Raw genomic sequence first — 24475 nt, forward strand, 5'->3', positions numbered from 1 at the left:
CCACACGACCCCAGAAAAATCCAGGGCACGCGTTTCGTCAGATGATTGATTTGCGTTAGATCTGGCGTGGACAATATTGCCCACGCGATGAGAATGTTGCGAGGAAATTACTGGCGTGCAGAAACAGCGTGGATCGGTAACTCGTCCTTGTACTCCCAGCGCTTCCAGGCGGCGAGCACCGCGTTCGGATATTCAGGACGGCCACGGCTGCCGTTATAACGGCCTAGCGCGAGATAGAGATTACCCTTTTCCATGTCGATATACATGCGCAAGATCGAGCAGCCATAACGCAAGTTGGTTTGCATATCGAACAGCTTGCCGCGATCGGCATCGCCGATCACGCGGGTCCAGAATGGCATGACCTGCATGTAGCCGTGGGCGCTGACGCTCGACAGCGCATATTTGCGAAACGCCGATTCAACCTGGATCAGGCCCAGCACCATGCCTGGATCGAGACCGGCGCGCTTGGCTTCGTACCAGGCAGTTTCCAGGAACTCGATGCGCATCTGCGAATCCGGCAATTTCTTCTTCAGGCGCTCGGACATTTCGCCGAGCCAGTACAGGTACTGGATGCGCTGGTCGATATCGGAAAACTTGGGTTTCGGCGGGCGCGCATCGTTGATGGCGCGCGACAGGGCGACACGTACCGAGTCTGCCAACTCTTCTTCTTTTTGATTGCCGGCATGCGCCACGCTGCCAAACAGCAACAACATTGACAACAAGCCAAGAAAAAAACAATTAGGCAAACGCAAGCGATACTCCCTGGTAACAACTATTTATTTTGTCAGGAGTATACAAAGAAAATGGCGGGAGAAACTACCTCGCCGCCATTTTCGTTGTTTTTAGGAAACTTTACCTACATTTCCTGTTTATCAAAATGCTATGCCAGACGCGCCTTGATGAATGCCGTCATTTCGGTCAGCGGTACGGTAGTGGCTTCGGTATCACGTCGCCCCTGGTATTCCAGCTGGCCATCCTTCAAACCACGGTCGCCGATCACGACACGATGTGGCACGCCGATCAGTTCCCAGTCGGCAAACATCGCGCCCGGGCGCTCGCCGCGGTCGTCCAGGATGACGTCAACACCGGCAGCCTGGAGTTCCTCGTACAGCTTGTCGGTCTCGGCCTTGACGGCCTCGCTGCGGTCGTAGCCCATTGGGCACAGCACCACTTCAAACGGCGCGATCGAGAGCGGCCAGATGATGCCTTTGTCGTCGAAATTCTGTTCGATCGCCGCGCCCAGGATGCGGGTGATGCCGATCCCGTAGCAGCCCATCTGCAGCAATTGCGGCTTGCCGTTTTCGTCCAGGTAAGTGGCTTTCATTGCTTCCGAATAGGCGGTGCCCAACTGGAACACGTGGCCGACTTCGATGCCGCGCTGAATCGCCAGCACACCCTTGCCGTCCGGCGAAGGATCGCCCTCGACCACATTACGGATGTCAAATACCAGCGGTTCCGGCAAGTCCCGGCCCCAGTTGACGCCGGTGTAGTGGAAATCCACTTCGTTGGCGCCGACGACGAAATCATGCATATTGGCGACCGTGACATCGGCCACCACCTTGACTGGCTTCTTGGTATTGAGCGGCCCCAGATAACCAGGCGGCGTGCCGAAATACTCGACGATTTCCTGCTCGGTAGCGAAGCGATAGCCCTCCAGACCAGGCACCTTGTTGGCCTTGATTTCATTCAGCTCATGGTCACCGCGCAACATCAGCAGCCAGACTTCCTTGCTCGCCGGCTCCTTGTCGGATGCCTCTTTCTCGACCGTCAGGACGATCGACTTGATGGTCCGCGCCAGCGGCAATTGCAGCAACTCGGCAACCGCTTCGCATTTGGCCTTGCCCGGCGTCGGCGTCTTGACCAGCGCTTCGCTCGCCACAGCGCGGGTCGGATTCAATGGCAGCGATTCCGCCGCTTCCATATTCGCCGCGTATTCGGATGTTGGGCAATACACGATGGCGTCTTCGCCGGTAGCCGCGATCACATGGAATTCATGCGAGCCGGTACCGCCGATGGCGCCGTTATCGGCTGCCACTGCACGGAATTGCAGGCCAAAGCGCTGAAAAATGCGCGTGTAAGCGTCGTACATCACTTGATAGGACTGCTTCAGGCCATCCAGGTCGCGATCGAACGAATAGGCATCCTTCATCGTGAATTCGCGCCCGCGCATCAGGCCGAAACGCGGACGGCGCTCGTCGCGGAATTTAGTCTGGATATGGTAAAAATTCACCGGCAGCTTGCGATAGGAACGCAATTCGGTGCGGGCGATGTCAGTAATCACTTCTTCCGAAGTCGGCTGGATAATGAAATCGCGGCCGTGGCGATCCTTGACGCGCATCAGTTCGGCGCCATACTTCTGCCAGCGCCCGGTTTCCTGCCACAGTTCGGCCGGCTGCACTACCGGCATCAGCAACTCAACCGCGCCAGAGCGGTTCATCTCTTCGCGCACGATGTTCTCGACCTTGCGGATCACACGCAAGCCGATCGGCATGTAAGTATAGATACCCGAACCCAGGCGTTTGATCATGCCGGCACGCATCATCAGTTTGTGGCTGACGATTTCAGCGTCGGATGGAGCTTCTTTGAGCGTGGAAATAAAAAAACGGGAGGCGCGCATAACGATGAATTCTTTTTAAAAAGAGAGGGTTATAATCAACTCAATTTTAAAGGATTAGCTGGCTGATGCGCCCACTCTTTGCACAATTGATTGATGTTCTGGCCATTATCACTACCGGCCGGGGCTAATTGCGTATCTAATTAATGAAGGACAGCGGAATTCGCCGGGCTTCTATGGCTGATGACCCCTGTGCTGGAGTTGATAAGTTTGTTGGAAAGATGGAGCAACTTGCCGCGAGGCTTGCCTGGCGGTTCATGGGCTCCATTCTGCAACGGCGAAGATTTCGCAATAATTGATATTTTGGCATGAGGACCGTCCGGCCGCAGAAAGTTTTGAGGTAACAACATGCTTGACCGTGAAGGCTTTCGCCCGAACGTCGGCATTATCTTGCTCAATACCCAGAATGAAGTCTGGTGGGGCAAGCGCGTGCGTGAACACTCGTGGCAATTTCCACAGGGCGGCATCAAATATGGTGAAACGCCGGAGCAGGCCATGTTTCGCGAGCTCGAAGAAGAAATCGGGCTAAAAGCGGAACATGTCAAGATCATCGGCCGCACTCGCGACTGGCTGCGCTATGAGGTGCCCGATCATTTCATCAAGCGCGACGTGCGTGGCCATTATCGCGGCCAGAAACAGATCTGGTTTTTGCTGCGCATGGTAGGCCGCGATTGCGATGTCAATCTGCGCCTGACTGAACATCCTGAGTTCGATGCATGGCGCTGGCATGACTATTGGGTGCCGCTCGACGTCGTGATCGAATTCAAGCGTGATGTGTACCAGCGCGCATTGCAGGAATTGTCGCGTTTCCTGACCCGGCCGGCGCAAGCCACCCCGCATCATGCCCGTCATTTGCGCACTGGCCACGGGCCGCGTGCATCAAACCCACCCAATCCGGCCAATGCCGATCCCGAAAAAAAGTGAGTGTTTCCATGGCTTTTGATTTTGCTTTCCGCATTCCCTGCACTACCAGGAAAATATCGCAGCTCTTGGCAGCCAGTCTGATGTTGCTGGGTCCTGCGGCGCAGGTGCATGCCGCCAGCGATCCGTTCTATCCAAGCGCTGTGTCGACGCCTGGTTCCGGCTTGTCCGATGAAGATTTCGACGACGACGGCAAATCCTGGCAGGAAGTCAAAACCGAAATCCCGCCGGCGCCACAGGCGGCTAACCTGGTGTCGTTCTACGTCAGCCCGACTGCCACCATGAATTTCTTCATCGATCTCAGTTCGATTACGGCCGGCGCCGATGGCGTGGTCCGCTATACCATGGTGAGCAAGAGTCAGGCCGGCGCTGAAAATATCAGCTATGAAGGCATCCGCTGCCAGACTTATGAAAACAAGCTGTATGCGTTCGGCCAGAAGGACGGCAGCTGGTCGCGGGCGCGTTTGAGCGGCTGGAAACAGATCAGTGAATCATCCGGCAACCGGCAGCACGCGGCGCTCGCAAAGACTATCTGTGCCAGGATGGCATGATCGCCGGCAAAGTCGACGAAATACGCGGCAGGATTCGCAACAATCGTCCGATCAAGCCAGGCAGCTGATCATCCCGCCCTTTACCCCAAATGAAAACGGCTCCTGCATGATGCGGAGCCGTTTTTTGTTTTCAGGGCAAACACTTGCGCCCAGCCCAAGTTCGGGATTACAGCAGGACCATGTTATCGCGATGAATCAGCTCCGATTCCTCGACAAAACCCAGGATAGACTGGATTTCAGAGGATGGGTGACGCATGATGCGGCGTGCTTCGGAACTGGTGTAGTTGCTGATGCCACGCGCTATCGCACGGCCATCGATATCGGTGCAGGTGATGACGTCGCCGCGGCCGAATTCGCCCGACACGCTGGTGACGCCGATCGGCAACAGGGATTTCCCTTCGTGACTCAGCTTTTGCACTGCGCCGGCGTCAAGGACTACCTTGCCGGCGGTTTTCAGATGATCCGCCATCCATTGCTTTCGTGCGGTAAGCTGCGCGGTTTGCGCGGTCAATTGCGTACCGATTGCTTCGCCGCCGGCCAGGCGAGTCAATACGGCATCTTCCCGCCCCCATGCAATCACCGTATGTGCGCCTGACGTTGCGGCACGCTTGGCGGCCAGTATCTTGGTAATCATGCCGCCACGGCCGATGCTGGTGCCGGCGTCGCCTGCCATCACTTCCAACGCCGGGTCACCGGCCTTCGCTTCGTGCACGAACTCGGCCTCGGGAACCTTGCGCGGATCGGCGGTGTACAGGCCTTTCTGGTCGGTCAGGATGATCAGCGCATCGCCTTCGATCAGGTTGGCGACCAGCGCGCCCAGCGTATCGTTGTCGCCGAACTTGATTTCATCGGTGACCACGGTGTCATTCTCATTGATGATCGGCACCACGCCAAAACGCAGCAGCGTAAACAATGTTGATCGAGCATTCAGGTAGCGTTCGCGATCAGCCAAGTCGGCATGTGTCAGCAAAACTTGGGCGGTGCGCAGATTGTGGGCGCGGAAACTGGTTTCGTAGATTTGCGCCAATCCCATTTGGCCCACAGCGGCGCAGGCCTGCAATTCGTCGATGCTGGTTGGACGCTTGTCGAACCCGAGCCGCTGCATACCCTCGGCCACGGCGCCGGAACTGACCAGCACGACTTCCTTGCCCATCGCCCGCAATTCGGCAATTTGCGTCGCCCATTTGGCAATGGCGCCTGCATCGAGACCTTTGCCATCGTTGGTCACCAGGGAAGATCCAACTTTGATGATGATGCGCTTGGCGTTCTGAATGACGGAATTCATAGTTATCTATCGCGGCCGCGGCGACGGCTCATGCAAGACTAGGTGGGAGGCAAGGATAAGGCCGATGTCGGCGCGCGGCAACCAGTGTGTATCGCCGCTGCGACATCGGTCTTTGGATACTTGTTTAATCCAGTATCTTGAAACGAGGATCGTCCGGATCGATCGACAGGATGGCTTGCGCTTCCGCCACCATATGCGTCTCTTCCGAGCGAGTTTCCTGTTGACGCTTCTCTGCCAGGTAACCATATATTTCAGTGACCAGTTCCTGGCAACCGTCGCGGTTCAGCGCCGAAATTTCAAATACCGGGCCTTTCCAGCCGAAACGCTTGATGAAGTCCTTCACGCGCTTGGCGCGTTCACCTTCCGGAATCACGTCGATCTTGTTCAGCACCAGCCAACGCGGCTTGTCGAACAACGATTGATCGTATTTCTTCAATTCCTTGACGATCGCCTTGGCTTCCTTGACCGGATCAACAGTGTCTTCGAACGGCGCCAGATCGACAATGTGCAACAGCAAACCGGTACGCTGCAAATGTTTCAGGAACTGGATACCCAGCCCGGCACCTTCCGCCGCGCCTTCAATCAGGCCCGGGATATCGGCGATCACAAAACTCTTTTCGTGACTGACGCGGACCACGCCCAGATTCGGATGCAAGGTGGTGAATGGATAATCGGCGATCTTCGGACGGGCATTCGACACCGCCGTAATGAAGGTCGACTTGCCGGCGTTCGGCTGACCCAGCAGGCCGACGTCGGCCAGCACTTTCAATTCCAGGCGCAATTCGCGGCGTTCGCCTTCCTTGCCATCGCTTTTCTGGCGCGGCGCACGGTTGGTCGAGGACTTGAAGTGGATGTTGCCCCAGCCGCCCTCGCCGCCCTTGGCCAGCAACACTTCCTGGCCGTGGTCGGTCAGGTCGGCAATCGCTTCGCCGGTGTTGATGTCGACAATCAGCGTACCGACCGGCATGCGCAGCTTGATATCGTCGGCGCCCTTGCCGTAGCAATCCGAGCCGCGACCGTTTTCGCCACGACCGGCGCGATGCATCTTGGAGAAGCGATAGTCGACCAGGGTGTTGATGTTACGGTCGGCAACGGCCCAGATGCTGCCGCCTACGCCGCCATCACCACCGTCCGGGCCGCCAAACGGGCGGAATTTTTCACGGCAAAAACTCGCAACCCCATTGCCGCCATCGCCGGCAATGACTTCGATTTTTGCTTCATCTATAAACTTCATTCGAAGGTCCTAATGAGGTTGGAGGTTAAATTCTTATTGAAATGCACAGGTAACTTTACCGATTTTTGTGCATTGTTGCAGCGAAGACGCTGGCCGACATTGCAATTGCAACAACCCTGCCAGATGCAATCCGCTGCCGCGATATGTCACATACGTCACTCGCCGCGCGTTCCTTGCTGTTTGAGCAGTGTTTTACGACCAGAAACTAAAAAGGCTCTACCAGCGGCAGAGCCTTTCGCAGCAAGGCCAGCGGCCCTGCTTTTGTCGACGCTTAGGGTATTGCTTAAGCTGCTACGACAGTAACGTAGTTGCGCTGGGTAGCGCCTTGGTTACGAATTGTACTTTGCCGTCGATCAGTGCGAACAGGGTGTGATCCTTGCCCATGCCAACATTTTCGCCTGGATGCGTCTTAGTGCCGCGTTGACGAATGATGATGCCGCCAGCGTTGATCGCTTGGCCACCGTAGACCTTGACGCCAAGTCGCTTTGACTCTGAGTCACGGCCGTTGCGCGTAGTGCCGCCGCCTTTTTTATGTGCCATTTAAAACTCCTGGTATCTAGTTAAGTCAATCGACACTATTAAGCGTTGATCGAAACGATTTGAATTTCGGTGTAATTTTGACGATGGCCTTGATGCTTCTGATAATGCTTACGACGACGCATTTTGAAGATCTTGACTTTATCGTGGCGACCTTGCGCCAATACCTTAACCGACACCGTTGCACCTTCGACCAGCGGTGCACCAAACTTAATGGTGTCACCAGCGCCAACTGCGAGCACTTGATCAATAGTGAGTTCGGTGCCAATGTCTGCAGGTATCTGTTCTATTTTGAGTTTTTCGCCGGCAACAATCTTATATTGTTTGCCACCGGTTTTTATGACCGCGTACATATGAAACCTCATCGAAATGATTGAAGACTATTAAAAAAATTTCTGTCCTTAACCGCCATCAACAAACAAACTTCAGCAATGAACAAACGCTAAATTGCTGGGCGGAATCGGGAGAACCTGAGATTGTACATGGACTCGGCACTTTCGTCAAAATCTCTTGACAAGTGCGAATTACGCCACACTTTTACGCTGCCACTCGGCAACTGTCGACAAACATTGTCATTCAGACACTTACCAAGCAGAGTCTGTCCAGCAGCAGAAGCGTCTTTTTCATATAATGGCGGTATTCTGAAACTTTTTAAGGTATTGCCATGAGCGATGTACAAGCGTGGATCAAGGAAACCGTGACCAGCAACCCGGTCGTGCTGTTCATGAAGGGAACCGCGCAATTTCCACAATGCGGCTTTTCCGGCCGCGCCATCCAGTTGTTGAAAACCAGCGGCGCTGAAAACATCGTCACCATCAATGTGCTGGAAGACCCGGTCGTGCGCCAAGGCATCAAGGATTACTCCAACTGGCCTACCATCCCGCAACTCTACGTCAAAGGCGAATTCGTCGGCGGCTCTGACATCATGAATGAGATGTTCGAATCCGGCGAACTGCAAACCTTGTTGAAGGGCTGAGACCGCCAGTGGTCTCTTCCAGCCGCCAGCCAGCCGACGTCGGCCAACCGCCGCGCCGCCTGATTGTCGGCATCACCGGCGCCACCGGCGTCATCTATGGCGTGCGGCTGCTGCAGCTGCTGCGCGACCTTCCCGGTGTCGAAACCCATCTGATGATTTCCGACGCCGGCGTCCTGAATCTGCATCAAGAGCTAGACATGCGCCGCAAGCAGGTAGAAGCACTGGCGCATGTGGTACACAACGTGCGCGATGTCGGCGCCGCCATCGCCAGCGGCTCGTTCCAATCGGAGGGCATGATCATTGCGCCCTGCTCGATGAAAACCCTGGCTTCGGTCGCCAACGGCCTGTCCGACAACCTGATCGCGCGTGCCGCCGACGTGGTCCTGAAAGAACGCCGACGGCTGGTGCTGATGGTGCGCGAAACGCCGTTCAACCTGGCGCATCTGCGCAACATGACCAGCGTCACCGAAATGGGCGGCATCATCTTCCCGCCGCTGCCCGGCTTTTACCATCGCCCGCAAAGCATCGCCGAGATGGTAGATCACACACTGGGGCGCGTGCTGGATCTGTTCGCCATCCAGCACACGCTAACGCCGCGCTGGCAAGGCATGAAAGCCGATTAAATATTAAAAAGGGCCGGACAAACTGCTCCGGCCCTACTTGTTGCATCAACTTCTTCAATCCATTCCGGTAACGATCAGCGTGCGCTACGCCCGCTCAACCACGCGCTACGCATGGCCGCACCAACGGCCGGCTTGAGTTCCGCATCCATGGCAATCTGTGGCGCAGCATCTGCCAGCAGGCGGACGCTAAACGTCAGCAGCTCATCGCGCCGGAAGGCGTGGATCGTCACACTGTCGCCGACCCGGTAACGAGCCAGCAGCGTATCGAGGTTATTCGACACCCGTATGCCTTCGAGTGCGACCAGCACATCGCCGGCCGACAAGCCGGCGCGATGCGCAGCGCCACCTTCGTATACGTTCGCCAACCTGCAATCGCCGCCACTTTGCGCAGTACGCACACTCAGCGAAGGCTTGCCCGGCTTGCGTCGGTCGGTCAGCACGATGCCCGTCGGTGCCAGCAACTTGGCCAGCGGCAGATCATCAGTAGCGCGCACATAACGATCAAAGAAACGCTTCAGCTTGAGCCCGGTGACTTCATCGAACAAGGCCTCTACCGCAGCTTCGCTAACGCCGCGTCCGCTCAGCGCATTATCGGCATAGAAATCGCGGCCATATCGCTGCCACAAAGCGCGCATCACATCGTCCAGCGATTTGCGGCCCTTGGTTTCGGTGCGGATGGTCAAGTCCAGCGCCAATGCCACCAGCGAACCCTTGGTGTAATAGCTGACGATCGCATTCGGCGCGTTTTCATCCTGGCGATAATATTTGACCCAGGCATCGAAGCTAGAATCGGCCACGCTTTGCTTGTGGCGGCCGCTGCCGAGCAGCACGCCATTGACGGTTTTTTCAATCAGCTTGAAGTACGCCGACTGGTCGATCAAGCCGCTGCGCAGCAGCATCAGGTCATCGTAGTAACTGGTGAAGCCTTCGAACAGCCACAGCAACGGCGTGTAATTTTCCACCTGCAGGTCGTACGGTGCAAACGCGGCCGGCTTGATGCGCTTGACGTTCCAGGTGTGGAAATATTCATGGCTGCACAAACCCAGGAAAGTACGGTAACCGTCGCTCATTTCCGGCTTCCCCTTGACCGGCAGATCTGCGCGCGCGCAGATCAATGCGGTCGACGCGCGATGTTCGAGTCCGCCGTAACCATCGCCGACTGCCAGCGTCAGGAATACATAGCGTTGCATCGGCGCGCGCTTGGCGAACTTGCTACCGGCCGGTTCGAAAAAGGCGATCTGGGTTTCGCAGATCTTTTTCAGGTCCGCACTCAGACGCGCGATATCCAGATTCGGCACGTTTCCGGTAATCGCGATCTCATGCGGGACGCCATGCGCCTTGAAGCTGGCCAGCTGGAAATTACCCATCTCGACCGGATGATCAATCAGCTCATCGTAATTGGCGGCGACATAAGTACCGAAGGAGCCGCGCTTGGCCTTCAACGTCGGCAACGCGGTGGCGATGCGCCAGGTTTCAAACGCATCACCCTGCGGACGCTGGATATCGACCACATGCGGCGCGTCTTCCTGGCCGACCACGCGCAGGAAGACGCTGGTGCCGTTGAAGAAACCGTGGGTCTGGTCCAGATGTGCAGCACGCACCGAAAGGTCCCAGGCATACACCTGGTAATGCAAGGTCAGCGGCCCTTCGCACGGTGCCGCCTGCCAGGAATGCTTGTCAAGCTTCTTGAGTGCGATCTTGCGGCCGTTCGATTCGGCGCGAATCTGCACGATGTTGCGTGCGAACTCACGGATCATGTAGCTACCGGGAATCCAGGCCGGCAGGGCCACGGTCTGGCCGACTGCGGACGGTTCGGCGATATGCAGTGTGACGGCAAACAGATGCGCCGCCGGATCGGCCGCGATGATGCTGTACGACAGACCACGCTGGGCGGACTTGCCAATGGATTTTCCAGTATTCTTTTTCATCTTATCCTCGCACGTTGCCGGCAATTACAGTCAGCATCAGCGCCACTACCGCGACGCAAGTCAATTTGAAGCGCAGCTCAATAAACCAGGTCGGCAGGCCGTACCAGGTAAACAGCCGCTTGTCAGCCTGATAGGCGGCGATGAAACCGGCCATCAACAGCGCAAAACCGAAGCCTCCGGCCATGGTTGAGAACCAGGCGATGATGGTTGGCACCACGCCCCAGGCCAGCGCCCGTTTGGTGTGATCGGCCGACAGGTCGGCGCGCAGCACCACTGCCCCCCAATGGATACCGCCCAGAAAGGACAGCGCGGCAATACCATAGGCCAACTGGCCGCGAATGAACTCGTGCAGCCAGTCGGGGCTAACCAGCCAGCAGGCAAGAGTCAGCAACACGAATGGGATCAATCCGGCAAAGCCAAGCAAATGAATAATACGTTTGTTCAGGAAATGTGGGTTCATCAAGAGGATGTCGATAAGCGCCGCCGGCCGCCCCCATGGCGTCGTCGCGTTGCGCGAAAAGACGATAGTGTAGCGGGATTGCTCGCTTTCGGCCTGTGCCTCGGTGACATGGCGCGCAAAAGACCGGCGGATTGATTGCTTCAGGCTGGCGATTGTCGTATATCGGAGACGGTATCGATATCCAGGTGAATGCCGGGATCGCCTACCACCACCTCCACCACAGGCAACGACTGCAGCAGGCCGCGTGCACCCTGATCGCCGCGCAAGGTCAGCAAGCGCGGCAGATGCCGTCGACTGAATCCGACCGGATTGCCGCGCCTGCCTTGATAGACCGGCACCGCGATGTCGGCACCGCGACGCAGTGCTAAAGCCAGTGCCGCAATGGTCGCGCTCTGCACGTAAGGCATATCACCCAATGCAATCACCCAGCCATCGGCGTCGCTGGCGTGCTGCAGTCCGCATACCAACGACGCCGCCATGCCTTCGTCAGCGTTGGCACAATGCACATAGTCGCAATCGCCAAGTTGCGCCAACAGCTCTGGCGCCTGGTCCCGCATCACAATGCATGTCGGCAGCGCGGCAGCCAGATGGTGAGCTGCGCTTGCCAGCACCGTGTGGCCAGGCGCCGCCGGCAGCATTTGCAGCAATTTGCTAAGCGCGCCGCTCGGATCGAAGCGCCGACCGCGACCGGCGGCCAACAGCAGCCCTACTATCTGCCCGTGATATCGTTGGCCGCTCATGGTTGATGTTGGAGAGAAGGATGTCGGGTTGATCAATCTCGCCGGCACTGCAGCGAGTGCAATCTACTTCAGAGACGTAAACTTGGCTTCCATGGCCTTGGCATCGATCCAGCCTGGCGCCCGCGTACCATCAGCAAAGATAATCGTCGGTGTACCAGTGACATTCAATTTCCGGCCGAGCGCCAGCACCTTGTCGTTAGGGGCCTGACATGCCGACGACGCCGCTGCCGCAGCCTTGCCGTCGACCATCAGCTCAGTCCAGGCCTTGGCCTGGTCCGCGCTGCACCAGACATTGCGTGACTTGACAGCCGAGTCTTCGGCCAGGATGTTGTACAGGAAAGTGTAGATGGTGACGTTGTCGACTTCTTGCAACGTGGTCTTGTGCAAGCGCTTGCAGTAGCCGCAGTTCGGATCTTCAAACACCGCGATCACGCGTTTGCCATTACCTTTGACTTTTTTCATTGCCAGGTCCAGCGGCAAATCCGAGAACTTGACCTTGTTGATATCATCGATCCGTTCACGCGTATAGTCGCGGGAAGTTTTGGCATCCATCACACGGCCGACAAAGACGTACTTGGCGCCGGCATCGGTATAAAAAATATCATTGCCGACCGTACTTCAAATAACCCACCATAGGGCGTCTTGGTGACCGAATCTACCTTGACGCCGTCGCCCAGCTGCGGCTCTATCATTTTTTTGACCGCAGCCTCTTGCAAGGTTTCCGCGCCGGCGACCGACATCCACAAACCAAAAACGGCCACCAACAGCAAGCTTATTTTTTTCATCACTTTTCCAATTATTCTTTGTCGAATGCACGACCCAGGGCGTGAGTCATCAGTTGTCTCTTTAAGACAGGAATCTTGTCCAGCAAGTTCAACCCGGCGTTGCGCAACCAACGCAATGGGCCGAAATCGGCGCCGAACAACCGCTCCAGGCCATCGGTCGTCACCTGCATCAACAATATCTCTTCCTTGCGCATACGAGCGTAGCGAGCGAGAACACCGGCATCCCCGCAATCGCGATGCGCGCCGCGCTCGGACAACACCTTGACCAAGGCCGCGACATCGCCAAACCCCAGGTTCATCCCATGTCCAGCCAACGGATGCACGACATGACCGGCATCGCCGATCAGCGCAACGCGCGGCGCCACCAGCGCATGGGTGCGCAGCAGCGACAATGGAAATGCCTGCGCCAGCTCCGGTTGCAGCGGTTGCAATTGCCCCAGCGTGTCAGTTGTCAGCAACGACAGGCGTACGGCCAGCTGCGACAGCGACTCATCCATCAATGCCTGCGCCAGCGCATCCGGCGCCGACCACACCAGCGAGACCCGCTGTCCGGGCAACGGCAGCAGCGCGACAATCCCTTCGCCTCCGGTAAACCATTGGTAAGCGACACCATGATGCGGCAGTTCACAGGCGAAATTGGCAACCACGCCGCGCTGATGATAGGAACGGTAGTCGATGCCGATCTCGCATTGGCTACGCACCCACGACTGCGCCCCGTCGGCGCCCACAACCAGGGCCGCGCTAATGGTCTCGCCCGATTCCAGTTGCAGGATTGCCGCTGTCGCATCGACCTGAAGCGCTTTGGCACGACCGCCAAGCAACTGCAGATTCGGCGAGAATTTGAGCGCAGCATCCAGCGCCTGATTAAGATTGCCGTCTTCGACAATCCAGGCCAGTGCATCGACATGCGCACTGTAAGCATCGAACATCAGATGGCCGGCCGCACTGTCGGCGCCGCCTTTCACCACCATGGCTTCGACCGCGGCTACCCGCGCAGCATCCAGCGCATCCCACACCTTAACCGTCGACAGCAGGTTGCGCGCAACGTGATTCAACGCGTACACACGCGTGTCCCAAGCCTGCCCCGGTGCGGCCGCAGTCGACACAGCTGACATACCCAGCAAGACAACGCGCAATCCAGCTTGCGCCAGGCCCAGCGCCGCCGCCTTGCCGACGGCGCCATTGCCGACGATGCATATATCGCATTGATGGGTGGCCATCGGCGCGACGCCGGTGCTCTTCGCAATTGATCCGATATCTTTCATATCGACATTATAGCGACTACAGTTCCACTGGCCCCGTCAATCGACTGCGAGCATGCCTTATCGAAACAATACGGCTGCATATATATATAGTGATGACGCCGCAGCGCGAGCGAAATCGGAACAAGAAAATCGAGCGCCGCAAAGTTTTTTTAAGAAGTTTCAACAAGGGGCTTTGCGAATCAAAAATGTTTTGCTATACTCCTGTCCCTTGGCCTGGTAGCTCAGTCGGTAGAGCAGAGGATTGAAAATCCTTGTGTCGGTGGTTCGATTCCGCCCCGGGCCACCAAGAATAGAAAAGGGCTTAGCTTCGGCTAAGCCCTTTTTGCGTTTGCGCAGCATATTTCAACTACGGGTAAATCGCGATGCCGGCGGCAGGAAAGCCACACTTGTGGAATGCTTTTTTTGTTATCACTCCGGGATTTGGTAAGATCACAAACTAAGACAATATTAAACATATCTTTTAACGAACCAATTGCCCTATCGACGCTCTATAAGCCAATTCGCCGGTGCATTCTGCCGTTTTGTTGGCCCGTCCATTCACCTCGCTGCTTTATGCTCAAAACAAATCCCGCAAGCCGATTGAAATAAAAATTGCAACTGTGGTGGCCGTCTCTGCCATCTTGCACGATGCAGATCCGATGGCCTTGGAAGCAGCGCTCCAGGAAATGACCGGCGGCGTCGCCGATTTCTTCGACAACGAATTCGCCGTCATTGACGTTAGCGGATTACCACCCGACCGCACCAGCATCGATTGGCCGCAATTGATCGGGCTGCTCAAGAAGTACCAATTGAATGCAGTCGCGGTACGCAATGCGCCGGCCGAAATGGAGGCCGGCATCATCGCCAGCGGCCTCAGCATCGACAACGTCAGTGTCGCTCGCCAGGAAGCGCCGGCGCCGGCGCCCGCTCCCGCGCCAGCCCCGGTCGCACAGAAAGTTGCCGCCAGCACCATGATCATCGACACGCCGATACGCGCCGGGCAACGCATTTACGCACGCGACGCCGATCTGGTGATCACCGCGACAGTCAACAATGGCGCCGAAATCATCGCCGACGGCAGCATCCACGTCTACGCGCCGTTGCGCGGACGGGCGCTGGCTGGCGCCAGCGGCGACACGTCGGCGCGTATTTTTGCGGCCAGCATGGAAGCAGAACTGGTATCGATTGCCGGCATTTATCGCACCTTTGAAAACGGCTTGCCGCCGGAACAGAAGGGGCAGCCGGCACAAATTCGCTTGAGCGGCGACCGGATTGACGTACTATCGCTCAATTCTGCATCACGCAATTAACCGAATTCGACATCGTAAAATTTTAATTTTTTATCTAATCAGTTGAGGATGGGACCGCACGGATAGTGCAATGCGCCGCGCTTCAGTGGCTCTTAAACCCTGCCCCTCAATGTATAAGGAGCTCTTCGTGGCAAAAATCATCGTTGTTACGTCCGGCAAAGGCGGAGTTGGCAAGACCACCTCCAGCGCAAGTTTTGCATCGGGTCTGGCCATGCGCGGCCACAAGACTGCGGTACTCGATTTCGATGTCGGCCTGCGTAACCTGGACCTGATCATGGGTTGTGAGCGCCGCGTCGTATATGACCTGATTAATGTCGTCAACAAGGAAGCCACGCTGACCCAGGCCCTGATCAAGGACAAGCATTGCGACAACCTGTTCATCCTGCCCGCATCGCAAACCCGCGACAAGGATGCGCTGACCGAAGAAGGCGTCGAAGCTGTCCTCAACGATCTCATCAAGATGGATTTCGAATTCATCATCTGTGATTCGCCGGCCGGCATCGAGCGCGGTGCGGTGATGGCGCTGACCTTTGCCGATGAGGCGATCGTGGTGACCAACCCGGAAGTCTCATCGGTACGCGATTCCGACCGCATCCTTGGCATCATTCAGGCCAAGTCGCGCCGCGCACAAAATGGCGGAGAGCCGGTCAAGGAACATCTACTGATCACCCGTTATTCACCGAAACGCGTCGAAGCTGGCGAAATGCTCTCGTATACCGATGTCCAGGACATCCTGCGCATCCCGTTGATCGGCATCATTCCTGAATCGGAATCCGTCTTGCACGCCTCTAACCAGGGCAATCCGGCAATCCACATCAAGGGCAGCGATGTGGCATTAGCCTACGAAGACGTCGTCTCGCGCTTCCTCGGCGAAGAGGTCACCCTGCGTTTCACTTCCTACGAGAAACCGGGTTTCCTGCACCGCATCTTTGGAGGGAAATAACATGGCATTGCTCTCGTTCTTATTCAACAGCAAGCCGAAGACGGCATCGGCCGCCAAGGAGCGACTGCAGATCATCATCGCCCGCGAGCGCAACGGACGCAGCGGTCATGACTTCCTGCCGGCGCTGCACAAGGAGCTGATCGAGGTGATTTCCAAATACACCAAGGTAAATGCCGACGACATCAAGATTTCTCTGGACCGCCAGGGCAATCTGGAAGTGCTCGATGTCAACGTTGTGTTGCCAGACGCATAACCAGAACAGAAATCCGGCTCCGGTCCGGCGCGTTTTGCACCATTTCACCGGCTGCTGCCGGCCAATTGCAATGTAGCGGGCATCTAGCAGGAAATATTGATATGCTTGCCCCTTGGACTGACGCTGATCCGTTGACTCGAATCGGCGTCCTTCATTACTGCCGCCCAAAAGGTGGAATTTTACAAATCCCGTCATACACTGTATTCCAGCGGGCCCAGAGCACTCCAAGACAAACCCGTCGCCGAGCAGCACTCTGACCAAGGCAATTCAAAATCCAGCCGACATGGCTTATTGTTTTTTTAATTTTTTTGTGACGAACTGAAAGCGCTGGAAAAAAATAAAATATTTGTCTACAGCAATGTGGCAATAAGATTAATATACTCCTTGCAATCGCCACAACTTCGACTCCGACCCTTGGGGCGGATGTCACCTAACATATACAAAATATGAGAATTGCTGTCCTTGATGACGATCCCAGTCAAACCGATCTAGTTTGCCAGGTGCTCACATCCAGTGGGCATACCTGCCATCCATTTCAAAGTGGAAAAGAGATACTGAACCAGTTGCGTCGAGAGAGCTACGACATGCTGGTCCTTGATTGGCAAGTCCCAGACCTGAGCGGGCCCGAGGTGCTGCGCTGGGTCAGAGACAAACTGCCCAAGACGATCCCTGTCTTGTTCATCACCAGCCGCTCCGGCGAAGACGATATCGTTGAAGGCTTGGCCGCCGGTGCCGACGATTACATGATCAAACCGATCCGGCGCAGCGAGCTGGTTGCGCGCGTGCAAGCACTGTTGCGACGTGCCTATCCAATTCAGAATTCGAGTGAACAAATCGTCTTTAACGACTATCTGTTTGAAACCCGTTCCGGGCGCCTGACCTTAGCCGGTAAGCCGATTGAGATCACGCAGAAGGAATTTGACCTGGCGCTGTTGTTTTTCCGCAACCTAGGGCGCCCACTCTCACGTGCCTATATTCTCGAAGCAGTATGGTCGCGCGATGTGGACATCCCTTCCCGAACCATGGACACGCACGTTTCGCGGGTACGGAGTAAGTTACAATTGCGACCAGAAAATGGCTACCGACTCGCTCCTGTCTATAGCTATGGTTATCGATTAGAACAACTCACGGGATAAAGCGCCTCTTTGTTGCGCTGACAGACAATATGCGCAGCACACTCAAAAAAATAGGTTTCCTGCTGTTTTGCTTCGCAGGTTCTACACAGCTTTTTGCAGCTGCACCCGCACTCGACCCTGGCTCGCTGCAGGTCGGTGCGGCCACCATTACCTACCGGGCCCAGCTTGGCGATACCTTGGGCGTCATCGCCGAGCAGTTGACCTCGAACAAGAACAACTGGGTACAGCTGGCAAAACTCAACAACATCCACAATGACCGGACCATTCCGGTCGGCACCGCCATCATTATTCCGGTGGCGCTACTGCCGGATGATCCGAGCAGCGCCCAGGTCGCCGCCATGTCCGGTACCGTCAACGCTACTGCGGCCGACGGCCGCACGATTGATATCAGCATCGGTACCACGCTGACTGAGGGCACCGTCATCAATACCGGCAGCAATAGCTTCCTGACGCTGGCCCTGCCCGATCAATCGCATATCGCCTTGCCGTCCAACAGCCAGGTCAAGCTGACGAAACTCCGCACCGCGCGCTATACGAATAGCCCGCGTACTGAAATCACGTTGCAGAAGGGACGGGTCGAATCCAGGGTTTCGCCGCTGGACAAGAACAAAGGCCGCTTTGAGGTACATTCGCCGCTCGCCGTCGCTGGTGTGCGCGGCACCAATTTCCGGGTTGACCTGGTCGGCGATCGCGTCATGACGGAAGTGTTGAGCGGCGGCGTGGCTGTCGCCAAGACCAACAAGCCGGTAACGCTAACGCTCCACGCTGGTCAGGGCAACGTCACCAGCATCAAAGGCGTCGGCAAAGCCGTCGCCTTGCTGCCGGCGCCCAAGCTCTCAGGCTACCCTGAACTGCAAGAGCGGCCCACAGTACGCTTCTCCGTTATCCCAGTCGGCGGAGCGCACGGCTATCGGGCGCAAATCACCACGGATGCAGACGCCCGCAATATCATCAGCGAAACGGAATCGAATACCAGCGACCTCAAGATTGATGGCCTGCAAGACGGCAACTATTTTGTGCGGATTGCCGCGCTTGACGATTTCGGATTGCAAGGCGTCCCGCAAACCACCGCGTTCAAATTGAAGGCGCGACCTGAACCACCGTTCAACGTTGAGCCCAAAAATAAATCGCGCAGTGAGAACGTTCTGTTCGGCTGGACCGAAGCCACCAATGCCAAGGCCTATCACCTGCAAGTTGCCAGAGACGCCGCCTTCCGCGATCTGGTGGTTGACGAGCCGGCGCTCACAGCGACGCAATTCACTGCCGGCAAGCTGGCGTTGGGAAATTATTTCTGGCGCGTAGCAACGATTGTGGAACAAGCCGATGGCGACGATCAGGGCCCCTATGGAGATCCGCAGGGCTTTGCCTTGCTGCCAGCCCTGCAAATCCCCAAGATTGCCGATGCAATCGACGGCGATCTATCGTTCAGTTGGCCGTCCGAGCCGCAGCAAAAATTCGTGGTTGAGATTGGCCGCGATGCCGGCTTTTCGGCGCTGCTGCTGACACAGGAAACAGCGACGCCGGAAATCACCGTGCCGCGCCCTGCCACTGGCACCTATTACATCCGCGTCAAGGCGATTGATTCCGACGGCTACGTCGGGCCGTTCTCGGCGCCGCAAAAAGTGTACGTAGGCAGCCGCTGGGTCAGCGGCGATGGTTCGCCGCTGCTCAATCTAGGCGGCAGCACCCCCGCAGGATATTAATGAATCACCACCGATGAGAGCCCTCATACACCCGTCATGATCAAGCAAGTCATTCCACTCCTGCGACGGGTGGCGTTTCGCCAATGGATGGCGATTGCCATCCTGATGCTGATGGTGGCGGGCGGCATGGGCTACATGAACGGCCTCGGCCGCCTCGACAGAACCTTGTACGACCAGTTCATGCGCGCCGATTCACGACCGGCACGGGACGATATCATCATCGTCGCCATCGACGATTACAGCATCAGCAAACTGGGCCGCTGGCCGTGGGAACGCAGCCTGCATGCCAAGCTGCTGAACCGGATCATGCGCGCCAATCCGTTGGCGATCGGCCTCGACGTCATCATGCCGGAAGCCGAGCACGACCAATCGCCCGGCCAGCGCGCCGACGACCGCGCACTGACCAAAGCGCTTGCAGCCAGCAAACTGACCGTACTGCCGATCGTGGTCGCGAGCGCCGGTCCTGGTCTCAAGGCCTTGCCGCCAATGCCGGACTTCCTCAACGCGGCACGCGGCGTCGGCCATATTCATCTAGAACTCGATCCGGACGGCGTGGTACGCAGCGTGTTCCTGCAAGAAGGCCAGGACGACAAATGGTGGCCGCATTTTGCCGTGTCGCTAGCGAACGTGGCCGGCCAAAAAATCACCGATACCAACGGCAACTTGCCCGGAGCACGTATGGCCCCTATCCCGGCCGGCAGCGAAGCCAGCCCCCACGACAGTTGGCAGCGCGACTATCAGATCCAGATTCCGTTTGCCGGCGGCAGCGGCCATTTCCGCTCGGTGCCGTATGCTGCGGTGTTGCGCGGCGATGTCCCAGATCAATTCTTCACCGGTAAATATGTGCTGATCGGCGCCACCGCGATCGGCATGGCGGACACTTTCCCGACACCGGTGTCGGGTACCTCCGGCGTCATGCCCGGCATCGAAATCAACGCCAACATCCTGGCCGGGCTGCTCGACCACAAATCGATCAGCATCGCGCGTCCATTACAAACCGCGCTATTCAGCATCGTGCCGGTATTGATCGCGCTGTCGAGCTATCTGCTGTGGACGCCGCGTATCTCGCTGCTTATCACCGCCGCTCTGATGGTGCTGACGATGGCCGTCAGCTATTTGCTGCTGACGCTGGGGATATGGATTGCACCGACCGCGGCCCTGATCGCGCTGGCGATTGCCCATCCGTTATGGAGCTGGATCCGCCTGGAATCGGCGATTTCCTATCTCGGCCAGGAATTCATGCTGCTCGACCAGGAGCCGCACCTGCTGCCGGAAGTGAATACTGAACGGGCGCCGCAGCAGGTCGAAGACCTGCTTGAGCAACGTATCAACGCCATGCGGGTCGCCGCGCGCCGTGTGCGGGATTTGCGCCAATTCATTTCCGACAGCCTCAACAGCCTGCCCGACGCAACCCTGATCACCACGATCGACGGCCATGTGCTGGTATCGAACCAGTTCGCCCGCGATTACTTCGCTGCGGCCGGCATCCGCAATATCGACGGCGCGCTACTGCCTTATCTGTTTTCCAACATGAGCACGCCGCAGGCGACCAACACCTCGGCCAACCACACATTCAGCTGGTGGGACCTGATCGACCTGGAGCACGTCTCCACGCTCACCAGCGGCACGTCGGTGCAAGACCAGCAGGGCGTGACCTGCTGATCAAGAGCGGCCCTGCCATTCGGCTCACCAAGTGCTGACCGGCTGGATCGTCAGCATTGTCGACATCACGATCATCCGCGCCGCCGAACGCAGCCGCGACGAAACCTTGCGCTTCCTGTCGCACGACATGCGCGCACCGCAGGCGTCAATTCTGGCGCTGCTGGAATTGCAGGGCAATCCTTCTTCGGCCCTGCCGCAGAAGGAATTCTTCTCGCGCCTTGAACAAGCGGCGCGCAAGACGCTCGGACTGGCGGACAACTTCGTGCAATTGGCGCGCGCCGAATCGTCGGAATACCGCCTGGAAGAAGTCGACTTCCAGGACGTGCTGTACGACGCTGTCGATGAAATGTGGAGCCTCGCGCACAACAAGAAGATCGATCTGATCACCGATATCGAGGGTCAGGAATTCCTGGCCAATGTCGATCGCTCCCTGATGGCGCGCGCGCTATGCAACCTGATTTCCAATGCGATCAGCTATAGCTTGCCCGAAACCCGCATCACCTGCACCCTGCGCCTGAAATATGTGAAGTTGCTGCCGCAGGTAGTGTGCAAGATTACCGACCAGGGTTTCGGCATCGCGCCGCACGATCAGATCAAGTTGTTTCAACGCTATCAACGCGTTAGTGCCCGGGGCAACCTCGTTCGGACGGCACCGGCCTCGGCCTGGTATTCGTCAAGACGGTTGTTGAGCGCCATTTCGGCGAAATTTCACTGGAAAGCACGATCGGCGAAGGCAGCACCTTTACCGTGACGTTGCCGGCGCTCACTATTTAAGATTCGGGATCTTGGCCGTTGCAAGAGCGGAATTTCCCTGGCGGCGACTAAGAGTATAATCACGGGTTAACAACGATTACCCGAACGATTACCCTTCCCGCTCCCACATGCACCTGCTGACCGTCGGACTCAACCACACCACCGCGCCTGTTTCCTTGCGCGAAAAGGTGGCATTCCCGGCCGACCAGATCGGCCAGGCAGTGATGGCGGCGCGCGCCTGGTTCAGCGGCGGCAATGCGGTCAACATGTCGGATGAAGCAGCGATCCTGTCGACCTGTAACCGCACCGAACTGTACGCCGCGGGCGATTTGCAGAACGGCGCCGGTGCCGCAATTGACGCCGCAATCGACTCGACTGCACATTTCCTGGCCCATTATCATCAGCTTCCCTACGCCGACCTGCGTCCGCATCTGTACACATTGCCGCAAGATAATGCGGTACGCCATGCGTTCCGCGTTGCTTCGGGACTTGATTCAATGGTGCTGGGTGAAGCGCAGATCCTCGGCCAGATGAAGGACGCCGTGCGTCACGCGGAAGCGGCGGGCGGGCTCGGCACCTATCTGCATCAATTATTCCAGCGCACGTTCGCAGTCGCCAAGGAAGTGCGCAGCACCACCGAAATCGGCGCCCACAGCGTTTCAATGGCAGCCGCAGCCGTGCGGATGTCGGAACGAATTTTCGATACCGTCGCCGGCCAGCACGTGCTGTTCATCGGCGCTGGTGAAATGATCGAATTGTGCGCCACGCACTTTGCTGCGCAAAATCCGAAATCCCTGACGGTCGCCAACCGCACCCTGGAACGCGCCGAACTGCTGGCGCACCGCTTCAGTGGCCAGGCCATGCGGCTGGCCGATCTGCCGAACCAACTGGGCAACTACGACATCATCGTCTCCAGCACCGCATCGAGCCTGCCGATCATCGGTCTCGGCATGGTCGAGCGCGCCGTCAAGGCGCGCCGCCACAAACCGATGTTCATGCTCGACCTGGCGGTGCCGCGCGATATCGAAACCGAAATCGGCCGCCTTGACGACATCTTTCTCTACACCGTCGACGATCTCGGTTCGGTGGTGCAGACCGGCATGGAAAACCGCCAGGCTGCTGTCGCACAAGCCGAAGCCATCATCGAAACCCGCGTGCAGTCGTTCATGCATTGGGTCGACAACCGCGCCGTTGTACCAGTGATCCAGGACTTGCAGGAATCCAGCGAGGCGATGCGTCGCATGGAGCTGGAACGTGCGCGCAAGATGCTGGCCAAGGGCGAAGACATCGAAGTCGTGCTGGAAGCACTCTCCAAAGGCCTAACCGCCAAATTCATGCATGGCCCGCAACAGGCCCTGCACAACGCTCACGGCGACGAACGCGCGCGCCTGGCGACCCTGCTGCCGCAACTGTTTCGCACCAAACGTTAGCGCTCCTGCGCAATTCACGCACATGGCCACGGTTTGTCCTGCCGCCTTGTGCAGCATGCGGCGTCGCTGCCGGCGCCTTGACTCCGCCCCGCCCTCTCTTCCTCTGATTGAAATACGCAATGAAACCATCCATGCTCGCCAAGCTCGACCAACTCGCCAATCGCCTGGTCGAAGTCAACGATCTGCTCAACCAGGAAGAAGCTACCGCCAACATGGACAGTTATCGCAAGCTGACCCGTGAACATGCGGAGCTTGGTCCGCTGGTGGAGTTGTACCAGGCCTACCAGCAGGCCAATGCTGATATCGAGGCGGCCCAGGAAATGCAGTCAGATCCAGACATGAAGGAATTCGCCCAGGATGAAATCCAGGCCGCCAAGGCGCGCATGGAGCAGTTGGAAGGCGATCTGCAAAAGATGCTGCTGCCGAAGGATCCCAACGACGAACGCAATATTTTCCTGGAAATCCGCGCCGGCACCGGTGGCGACGAATCGGCGCTGTTTGCCGGCGACTTGCTGCGCATGTACACGCGCTTCGCCGAACGTAACCGCTGGCAAGTGGAAATGGTGTCCGAATCGCCATCGGAAATTGGCGGCTACAAGGAAGTCATCGTGCGCGTGATCGGCTTCGGCGCCTATTCCAAGCTGAAGTTCGAATCCGGCGGCCACCGCGTGCAGCGGGTGCCTGCTACCGAAACCCAGGGCCGCATCCATACTTCTGCATGCACAGTGGCGATCATGCCGGAAGCTGACGAAGTGGGCGATGTCGAGATCAATCCAGCCGACATCCGCATCGATACCTACCGCGCCTCCGGCGCTGGCGGCCAGCACATCAACAAGACCGATTCGGCGGTGCGTATCACGCACATCCCGACCGGCATCGTGGTCGAATGCCAGGACGACCGCAGCCAGCACAAGAACAAGGCGTCGGCATTGAAAGTGCTGGCGGCGCGCATCAAGGATGGCCAGCTGCGCGAACAACAATCGAAGGAAGCGGCGACCCGCAAATCGCTGATCGGCTCGGGCGACCGCAGTGAACGGATCCGCACCTACAATTTCCCGCAAGGCCGTATGACCGACCATCGCATCAACCTGACTTTGTACAAGCTCGATTTCATCATGGACGGCGACCTGCAGGAATTGACCAATGCATTGGCCGCGGAACACCAGGCCGACCTGCTGGCCGCGCTTGGCGACGCCATCTGATTGAATTGTCTGGGCGACCAGGTAAGTAACTAAATAAGTGACTAAGTAGGCGCAACGCGTTGCCGGGCAATCGCGCGACTATTCGGAAAATCGAATATGCTGATGCCTGGCAACGGAACCAAGCTTTAGCGCCAGCTATCATATGCAATCGGATATGCGGTGGCTGACTTCCTTGGCGCCGTTCA

General features: G+C 57.4%; 23 protein-coding genes, 1 tRNA gene and 2 pseudogenes. 15 read left to right on the forward strand and 11 right to left on the reverse strand.

Annotated features, from left to right (window positions below; translation table 11 throughout):
- Positions 1–107: 107 nt before the first annotated feature.
- Together CAter10_RS18570 and CAter10_RS18575 are read right to left on the reverse strand one after the other, a co-directional pair.
- A complete protein-coding gene (locus CAter10_RS18570) occupies positions 108–713 on the reverse strand; it encodes a lytic transglycosylase domain-containing protein (protein ID WP_061534583.1) in 606 nt (201 codons plus the stop codon).
- A gap of 167 nt (positions 714–880) precedes the next feature.
- Positions 881–2617 carry a proline--tRNA ligase gene (locus CAter10_RS18575; protein ID WP_061534584.1) on the reverse strand — a complete coding sequence of 579 codons (1737 nt, stop codon included), beginning with the start codon at positions 2615–2617 and terminating at the stop codon, positions 881–883.
- A gap of 345 nt (positions 2618–2962) precedes the next feature.
- Here CAter10_RS18575 and CAter10_RS18580 point away from each other — a divergent pair, with 345 nt between their 5' ends.
- Both CAter10_RS18580 and CAter10_RS18585 read left to right on the forward strand, forming a co-directional pair.
- Positions 2963–3538: an RNA pyrophosphohydrolase gene (locus CAter10_RS18580; RefSeq protein WP_061534585.1), complete on the forward strand. Its 576-nt coding sequence runs from the start codon at positions 2963–2965 to the stop codon at positions 3536–3538.
- A 65-nt stretch (positions 3539–3603) separates the two neighbouring features.
- Positions 3604–4086, forward strand: coding sequence for a CNP1-like family protein (locus CAter10_RS18585; RefSeq protein ID WP_164840470.1), 483 nt, complete (start codon positions 3604–3606; stop codon positions 4084–4086).
- A gap of 166 nt (positions 4087–4252) precedes the next feature.
- Here CAter10_RS18585 and proB read toward each other — a convergent pair whose 3' ends face one another.
- The 4 genes from proB to rplU all read right to left on the reverse strand — a co-directional run bounded on the left by proB (position 4253) and on the right by rplU (position 7495).
- On the reverse strand, positions 4253–5371 hold the full coding sequence (gene proB, locus CAter10_RS18590) for a glutamate 5-kinase (RefSeq protein ID WP_061534587.1): 1119 nt from the start codon (positions 5369–5371) through the stop codon (positions 4253–4255).
- Between the two features lie 124 nt (positions 5372–5495).
- On the reverse strand, positions 5496–6605 hold the full coding sequence (obgE, locus tag CAter10_RS18595; RefSeq protein ID WP_061534588.1) for a GTPase ObgE: 1110 nt from the start codon (positions 6603–6605) through the stop codon (positions 5496–5498).
- 291 nt (positions 6606–6896) lie between these two features.
- Positions 6897–7145, reverse strand: a complete 249-nt coding sequence (gene rpmA, locus CAter10_RS18600; RefSeq protein ID WP_061534589.1) for a 50S ribosomal protein L27 — start codon at positions 7143–7145, stop codon at positions 6897–6899.
- A gap of 38 nt (positions 7146–7183) precedes the next feature.
- Positions 7184–7495: a 50S ribosomal protein L21 gene (rplU, locus tag CAter10_RS18605; protein WP_038493216.1), complete on the reverse strand. Its 312-nt coding sequence runs from the start codon at positions 7493–7495 to the stop codon at positions 7184–7186.
- Between the two features lie 311 nt (positions 7496–7806).
- On the opposite strand from rplU, the gene grxD reads away from it, so the two are divergent.
- Together grxD and CAter10_RS18615 are read left to right on the forward strand one after the other, a co-directional pair.
- Positions 7807–8118, forward strand: coding sequence for a Grx4 family monothiol glutaredoxin (grxD, locus tag CAter10_RS18610; protein WP_061534590.1), 312 nt, complete (start codon positions 7807–7809; stop codon positions 8116–8118).
- Positions 8119–8126: 8 nt separating this feature from the next.
- The gene (locus tag CAter10_RS18615) at positions 8127–8741 is read left to right on the forward strand and encodes a UbiX family flavin prenyltransferase (RefSeq protein ID WP_061534591.1); all 615 of its coding nucleotides are present in this window, start codon (positions 8127–8129) and stop codon (positions 8739–8741) included.
- Between the two features lie 74 nt (positions 8742–8815).
- Here the strand turns inward: CAter10_RS18615 and CAter10_RS18620 are convergent, their stop codons facing one another.
- The 5 genes and pseudogenes from CAter10_RS18620 to CAter10_RS18640 form a co-directional block, all read right to left on the reverse strand.
- Complete coding sequence (locus CAter10_RS18620; protein WP_061534592.1) at positions 8816–10669, reverse strand: M61 family metallopeptidase; 1854 nt, start codon at positions 10667–10669, stop codon at positions 8816–8818.
- Position 10670: 1 nt separating this feature from the next.
- Entirely contained in the window at positions 10671–11129 is a 459-nt protein-coding gene (locus CAter10_RS18625) for a DUF3429 domain-containing protein (RefSeq protein WP_061534593.1), read from the reverse strand.
- Positions 11130–11269: 140 nt separating this feature from the next.
- Complete coding sequence (locus CAter10_RS18630; protein WP_061534594.1) at positions 11270–11869, reverse strand: nucleotidyltransferase family protein; 600 nt, start codon at positions 11867–11869, stop codon at positions 11270–11272.
- A gap of 63 nt (positions 11870–11932) precedes the next feature.
- Positions 11933–12654: pseudogene (locus CAter10_RS18635) on the reverse strand (DsbC family protein).
- Between the two features lie 11 nt (positions 12655–12665).
- Entirely contained in the window at positions 12666–13919 is a 1254-nt protein-coding gene (locus tag CAter10_RS18640) for an FAD-dependent monooxygenase (protein ID WP_082797988.1), read from the reverse strand.
- A gap of 210 nt (positions 13920–14129) precedes the next feature.
- Between CAter10_RS18640 and CAter10_RS18645 the strand changes: the two genes are divergently transcribed.
- The 11 genes and pseudogenes from CAter10_RS18645 to prfA all read left to right on the forward strand — a co-directional run bounded on the left by CAter10_RS18645 (position 14130) and on the right by prfA (position 24290).
- Positions 14130–14205 (forward strand) — tRNA-Phe (locus CAter10_RS18645).
- Between the two features lie 313 nt (positions 14206–14518).
- A complete protein-coding gene (gene minC, locus CAter10_RS18650) occupies positions 14519–15208 on the forward strand; it encodes a septum site-determining protein MinC (protein WP_236905415.1) in 690 nt (229 codons plus the stop codon).
- A gap of 127 nt (positions 15209–15335) precedes the next feature.
- Entirely contained in the window at positions 15336–16151 is an 816-nt protein-coding gene (gene minD, locus CAter10_RS18655) for a septum site-determining protein MinD (RefSeq protein WP_061535462.1), read from the forward strand.
- A 1-nt stretch (position 16152) separates the two neighbouring features.
- Positions 16153–16404 (forward strand): cell division topological specificity factor MinE, encoded by a 252-nt coding sequence (gene minE / locus CAter10_RS18660; protein WP_038493233.1) that lies wholly within the window; start codon positions 16153–16155, stop codon positions 16402–16404.
- A 446-nt stretch (positions 16405–16850) separates the two neighbouring features.
- A complete protein-coding gene (locus tag CAter10_RS18665) occupies positions 16851–17540 on the forward strand; it encodes a response regulator transcription factor (RefSeq protein ID WP_061534595.1) in 690 nt (229 codons plus the stop codon).
- 29 nt (positions 17541–17569) lie between these two features.
- Complete coding sequence (locus CAter10_RS18670; RefSeq protein WP_061534596.1) at positions 17570–19243, forward strand: FecR domain-containing protein; 1674 nt, start codon at positions 17570–17572, stop codon at positions 19241–19243.
- A gap of 36 nt (positions 19244–19279) precedes the next feature.
- Positions 19280–20905 (forward strand): CHASE2 domain-containing protein, encoded by a 1626-nt coding sequence (locus CAter10_RS18675; RefSeq protein ID WP_236905416.1) that lies wholly within the window; start codon positions 19280–19282, stop codon positions 20903–20905.
- 433 nt (positions 20906–21338) lie between these two features.
- A pseudogene (locus CAter10_RS24385) lies at positions 21339–21464 on the forward strand (hypothetical protein); the annotation flags it as partial.
- 104 nt (positions 21465–21568) lie between these two features.
- Positions 21569–21679 carry a hypothetical protein gene (locus CAter10_RS23805; RefSeq protein ID WP_236905555.1) on the forward strand — a complete coding sequence of 37 codons (111 nt, stop codon included), beginning with the start codon at positions 21569–21571 and terminating at the stop codon, positions 21677–21679.
- Positions 21680–21786: 107 nt separating this feature from the next.
- On the forward strand, positions 21787–23088 hold the full coding sequence (gene hemA, locus CAter10_RS18680) for a glutamyl-tRNA reductase (protein WP_061534597.1): 1302 nt from the start codon (positions 21787–21789) through the stop codon (positions 23086–23088).
- 119 nt (positions 23089–23207) lie between these two features.
- A complete protein-coding gene (gene prfA, locus CAter10_RS18685) occupies positions 23208–24290 on the forward strand; it encodes a peptide chain release factor 1 (RefSeq protein WP_061534598.1) in 1083 nt (360 codons plus the stop codon).
- Positions 24291–24475: the final 185 nt, after the last annotated feature.

The sequence above is a fragment of the Collimonas arenae genome (assembly GCF_001584165.1).
Classification (GTDB): domain Bacteria; phylum Pseudomonadota; class Gammaproteobacteria; order Burkholderiales; family Burkholderiaceae_D; genus Collimonas; species Collimonas arenae.

Coding starts and splice junctions, on each gene's coding strand:
- CAter10_RS18670 (WP_061534596.1), top strand. CDS start 17,570: ATGCGCAGCACACTCAAAAAAATAGGTTTCCTGCTGTTTTGCTTCGCA.
- CAter10_RS18665 (WP_061534595.1), top strand. CDS start 16,851: ATGAGAATTGCTGTCCTTGATGACGATCCCAGTCAAACCGATCTAGTT.
- prfA (WP_061534598.1), top strand. CDS start 23,208: ATGAAACCATCCATGCTCGCCAAGCTCGACCAACTCGCCAATCGCCTG.
- CAter10_RS18580 (WP_061534585.1), top strand. CDS start 2,963: ATGCTTGACCGTGAAGGCTTTCGCCCGAACGTCGGCATTATCTTGCTC.
- rplU (WP_038493216.1), bottom strand. CDS start 7,495: ATGTACGCGGTCATAAAAACCGGTGGCAAACAATATAAGATTGTTGCC.
- CAter10_RS18675 (WP_236905416.1), top strand. CDS start 19,280: ATGATCAAGCAAGTCATTCCACTCCTGCGACGGGTGGCGTTTCGCCAA.
- CAter10_RS18630 (WP_061534594.1), bottom strand. CDS start 11,869: ATGAGCGGCCAACGATATCACGGGCAGATAGTAGGGCTGCTGTTGGCC.
- obgE (WP_061534588.1), bottom strand. CDS start 6,605: ATGAAGTTTATAGATGAAGCAAAAATCGAAGTCATTGCCGGCGATGGC.
- CAter10_RS18640 (WP_082797988.1), bottom strand. CDS start 13,919: ATGAAAGATATCGGATCAATTGCGAAGAGCACCGGCGTCGCGCCGATG.
- minE (WP_038493233.1), top strand. CDS start 16,153: ATGGCATTGCTCTCGTTCTTATTCAACAGCAAGCCGAAGACGGCATCG.
- grxD (WP_061534590.1), top strand. CDS start 7,807: ATGAGCGATGTACAAGCGTGGATCAAGGAAACCGTGACCAGCAACCCG.
- rpmA (WP_061534589.1), bottom strand. CDS start 7,145: ATGGCACATAAAAAAGGCGGCGGCACTACGCGCAACGGCCGTGACTCA.
- CAter10_RS18620 (WP_061534592.1), bottom strand. CDS start 10,669: ATGAAAAAGAATACTGGAAAATCCATTGGCAAGTCCGCCCAGCGTGGT.
- CAter10_RS18575 (WP_061534584.1), bottom strand. CDS start 2,617: ATGCGCGCCTCCCGTTTTTTTATTTCCACGCTCAAAGAAGCTCCATCC.
- CAter10_RS18625 (WP_061534593.1), bottom strand. CDS start 11,129: ATGAACCCACATTTCCTGAACAAACGTATTATTCATTTGCTTGGCTTT.
- hemA (WP_061534597.1), top strand. CDS start 21,787: ATGCACCTGCTGACCGTCGGACTCAACCACACCACCGCGCCTGTTTCC.
- CAter10_RS18570 (WP_061534583.1), bottom strand. CDS start 713: ATGTTGTTGCTGTTTGGCAGCGTGGCGCATGCCGGCAATCAAAAAGAA.
- proB (WP_061534587.1), bottom strand. CDS start 5,371: ATGAATTCCGTCATTCAGAACGCCAAGCGCATCATCATCAAAGTTGGA.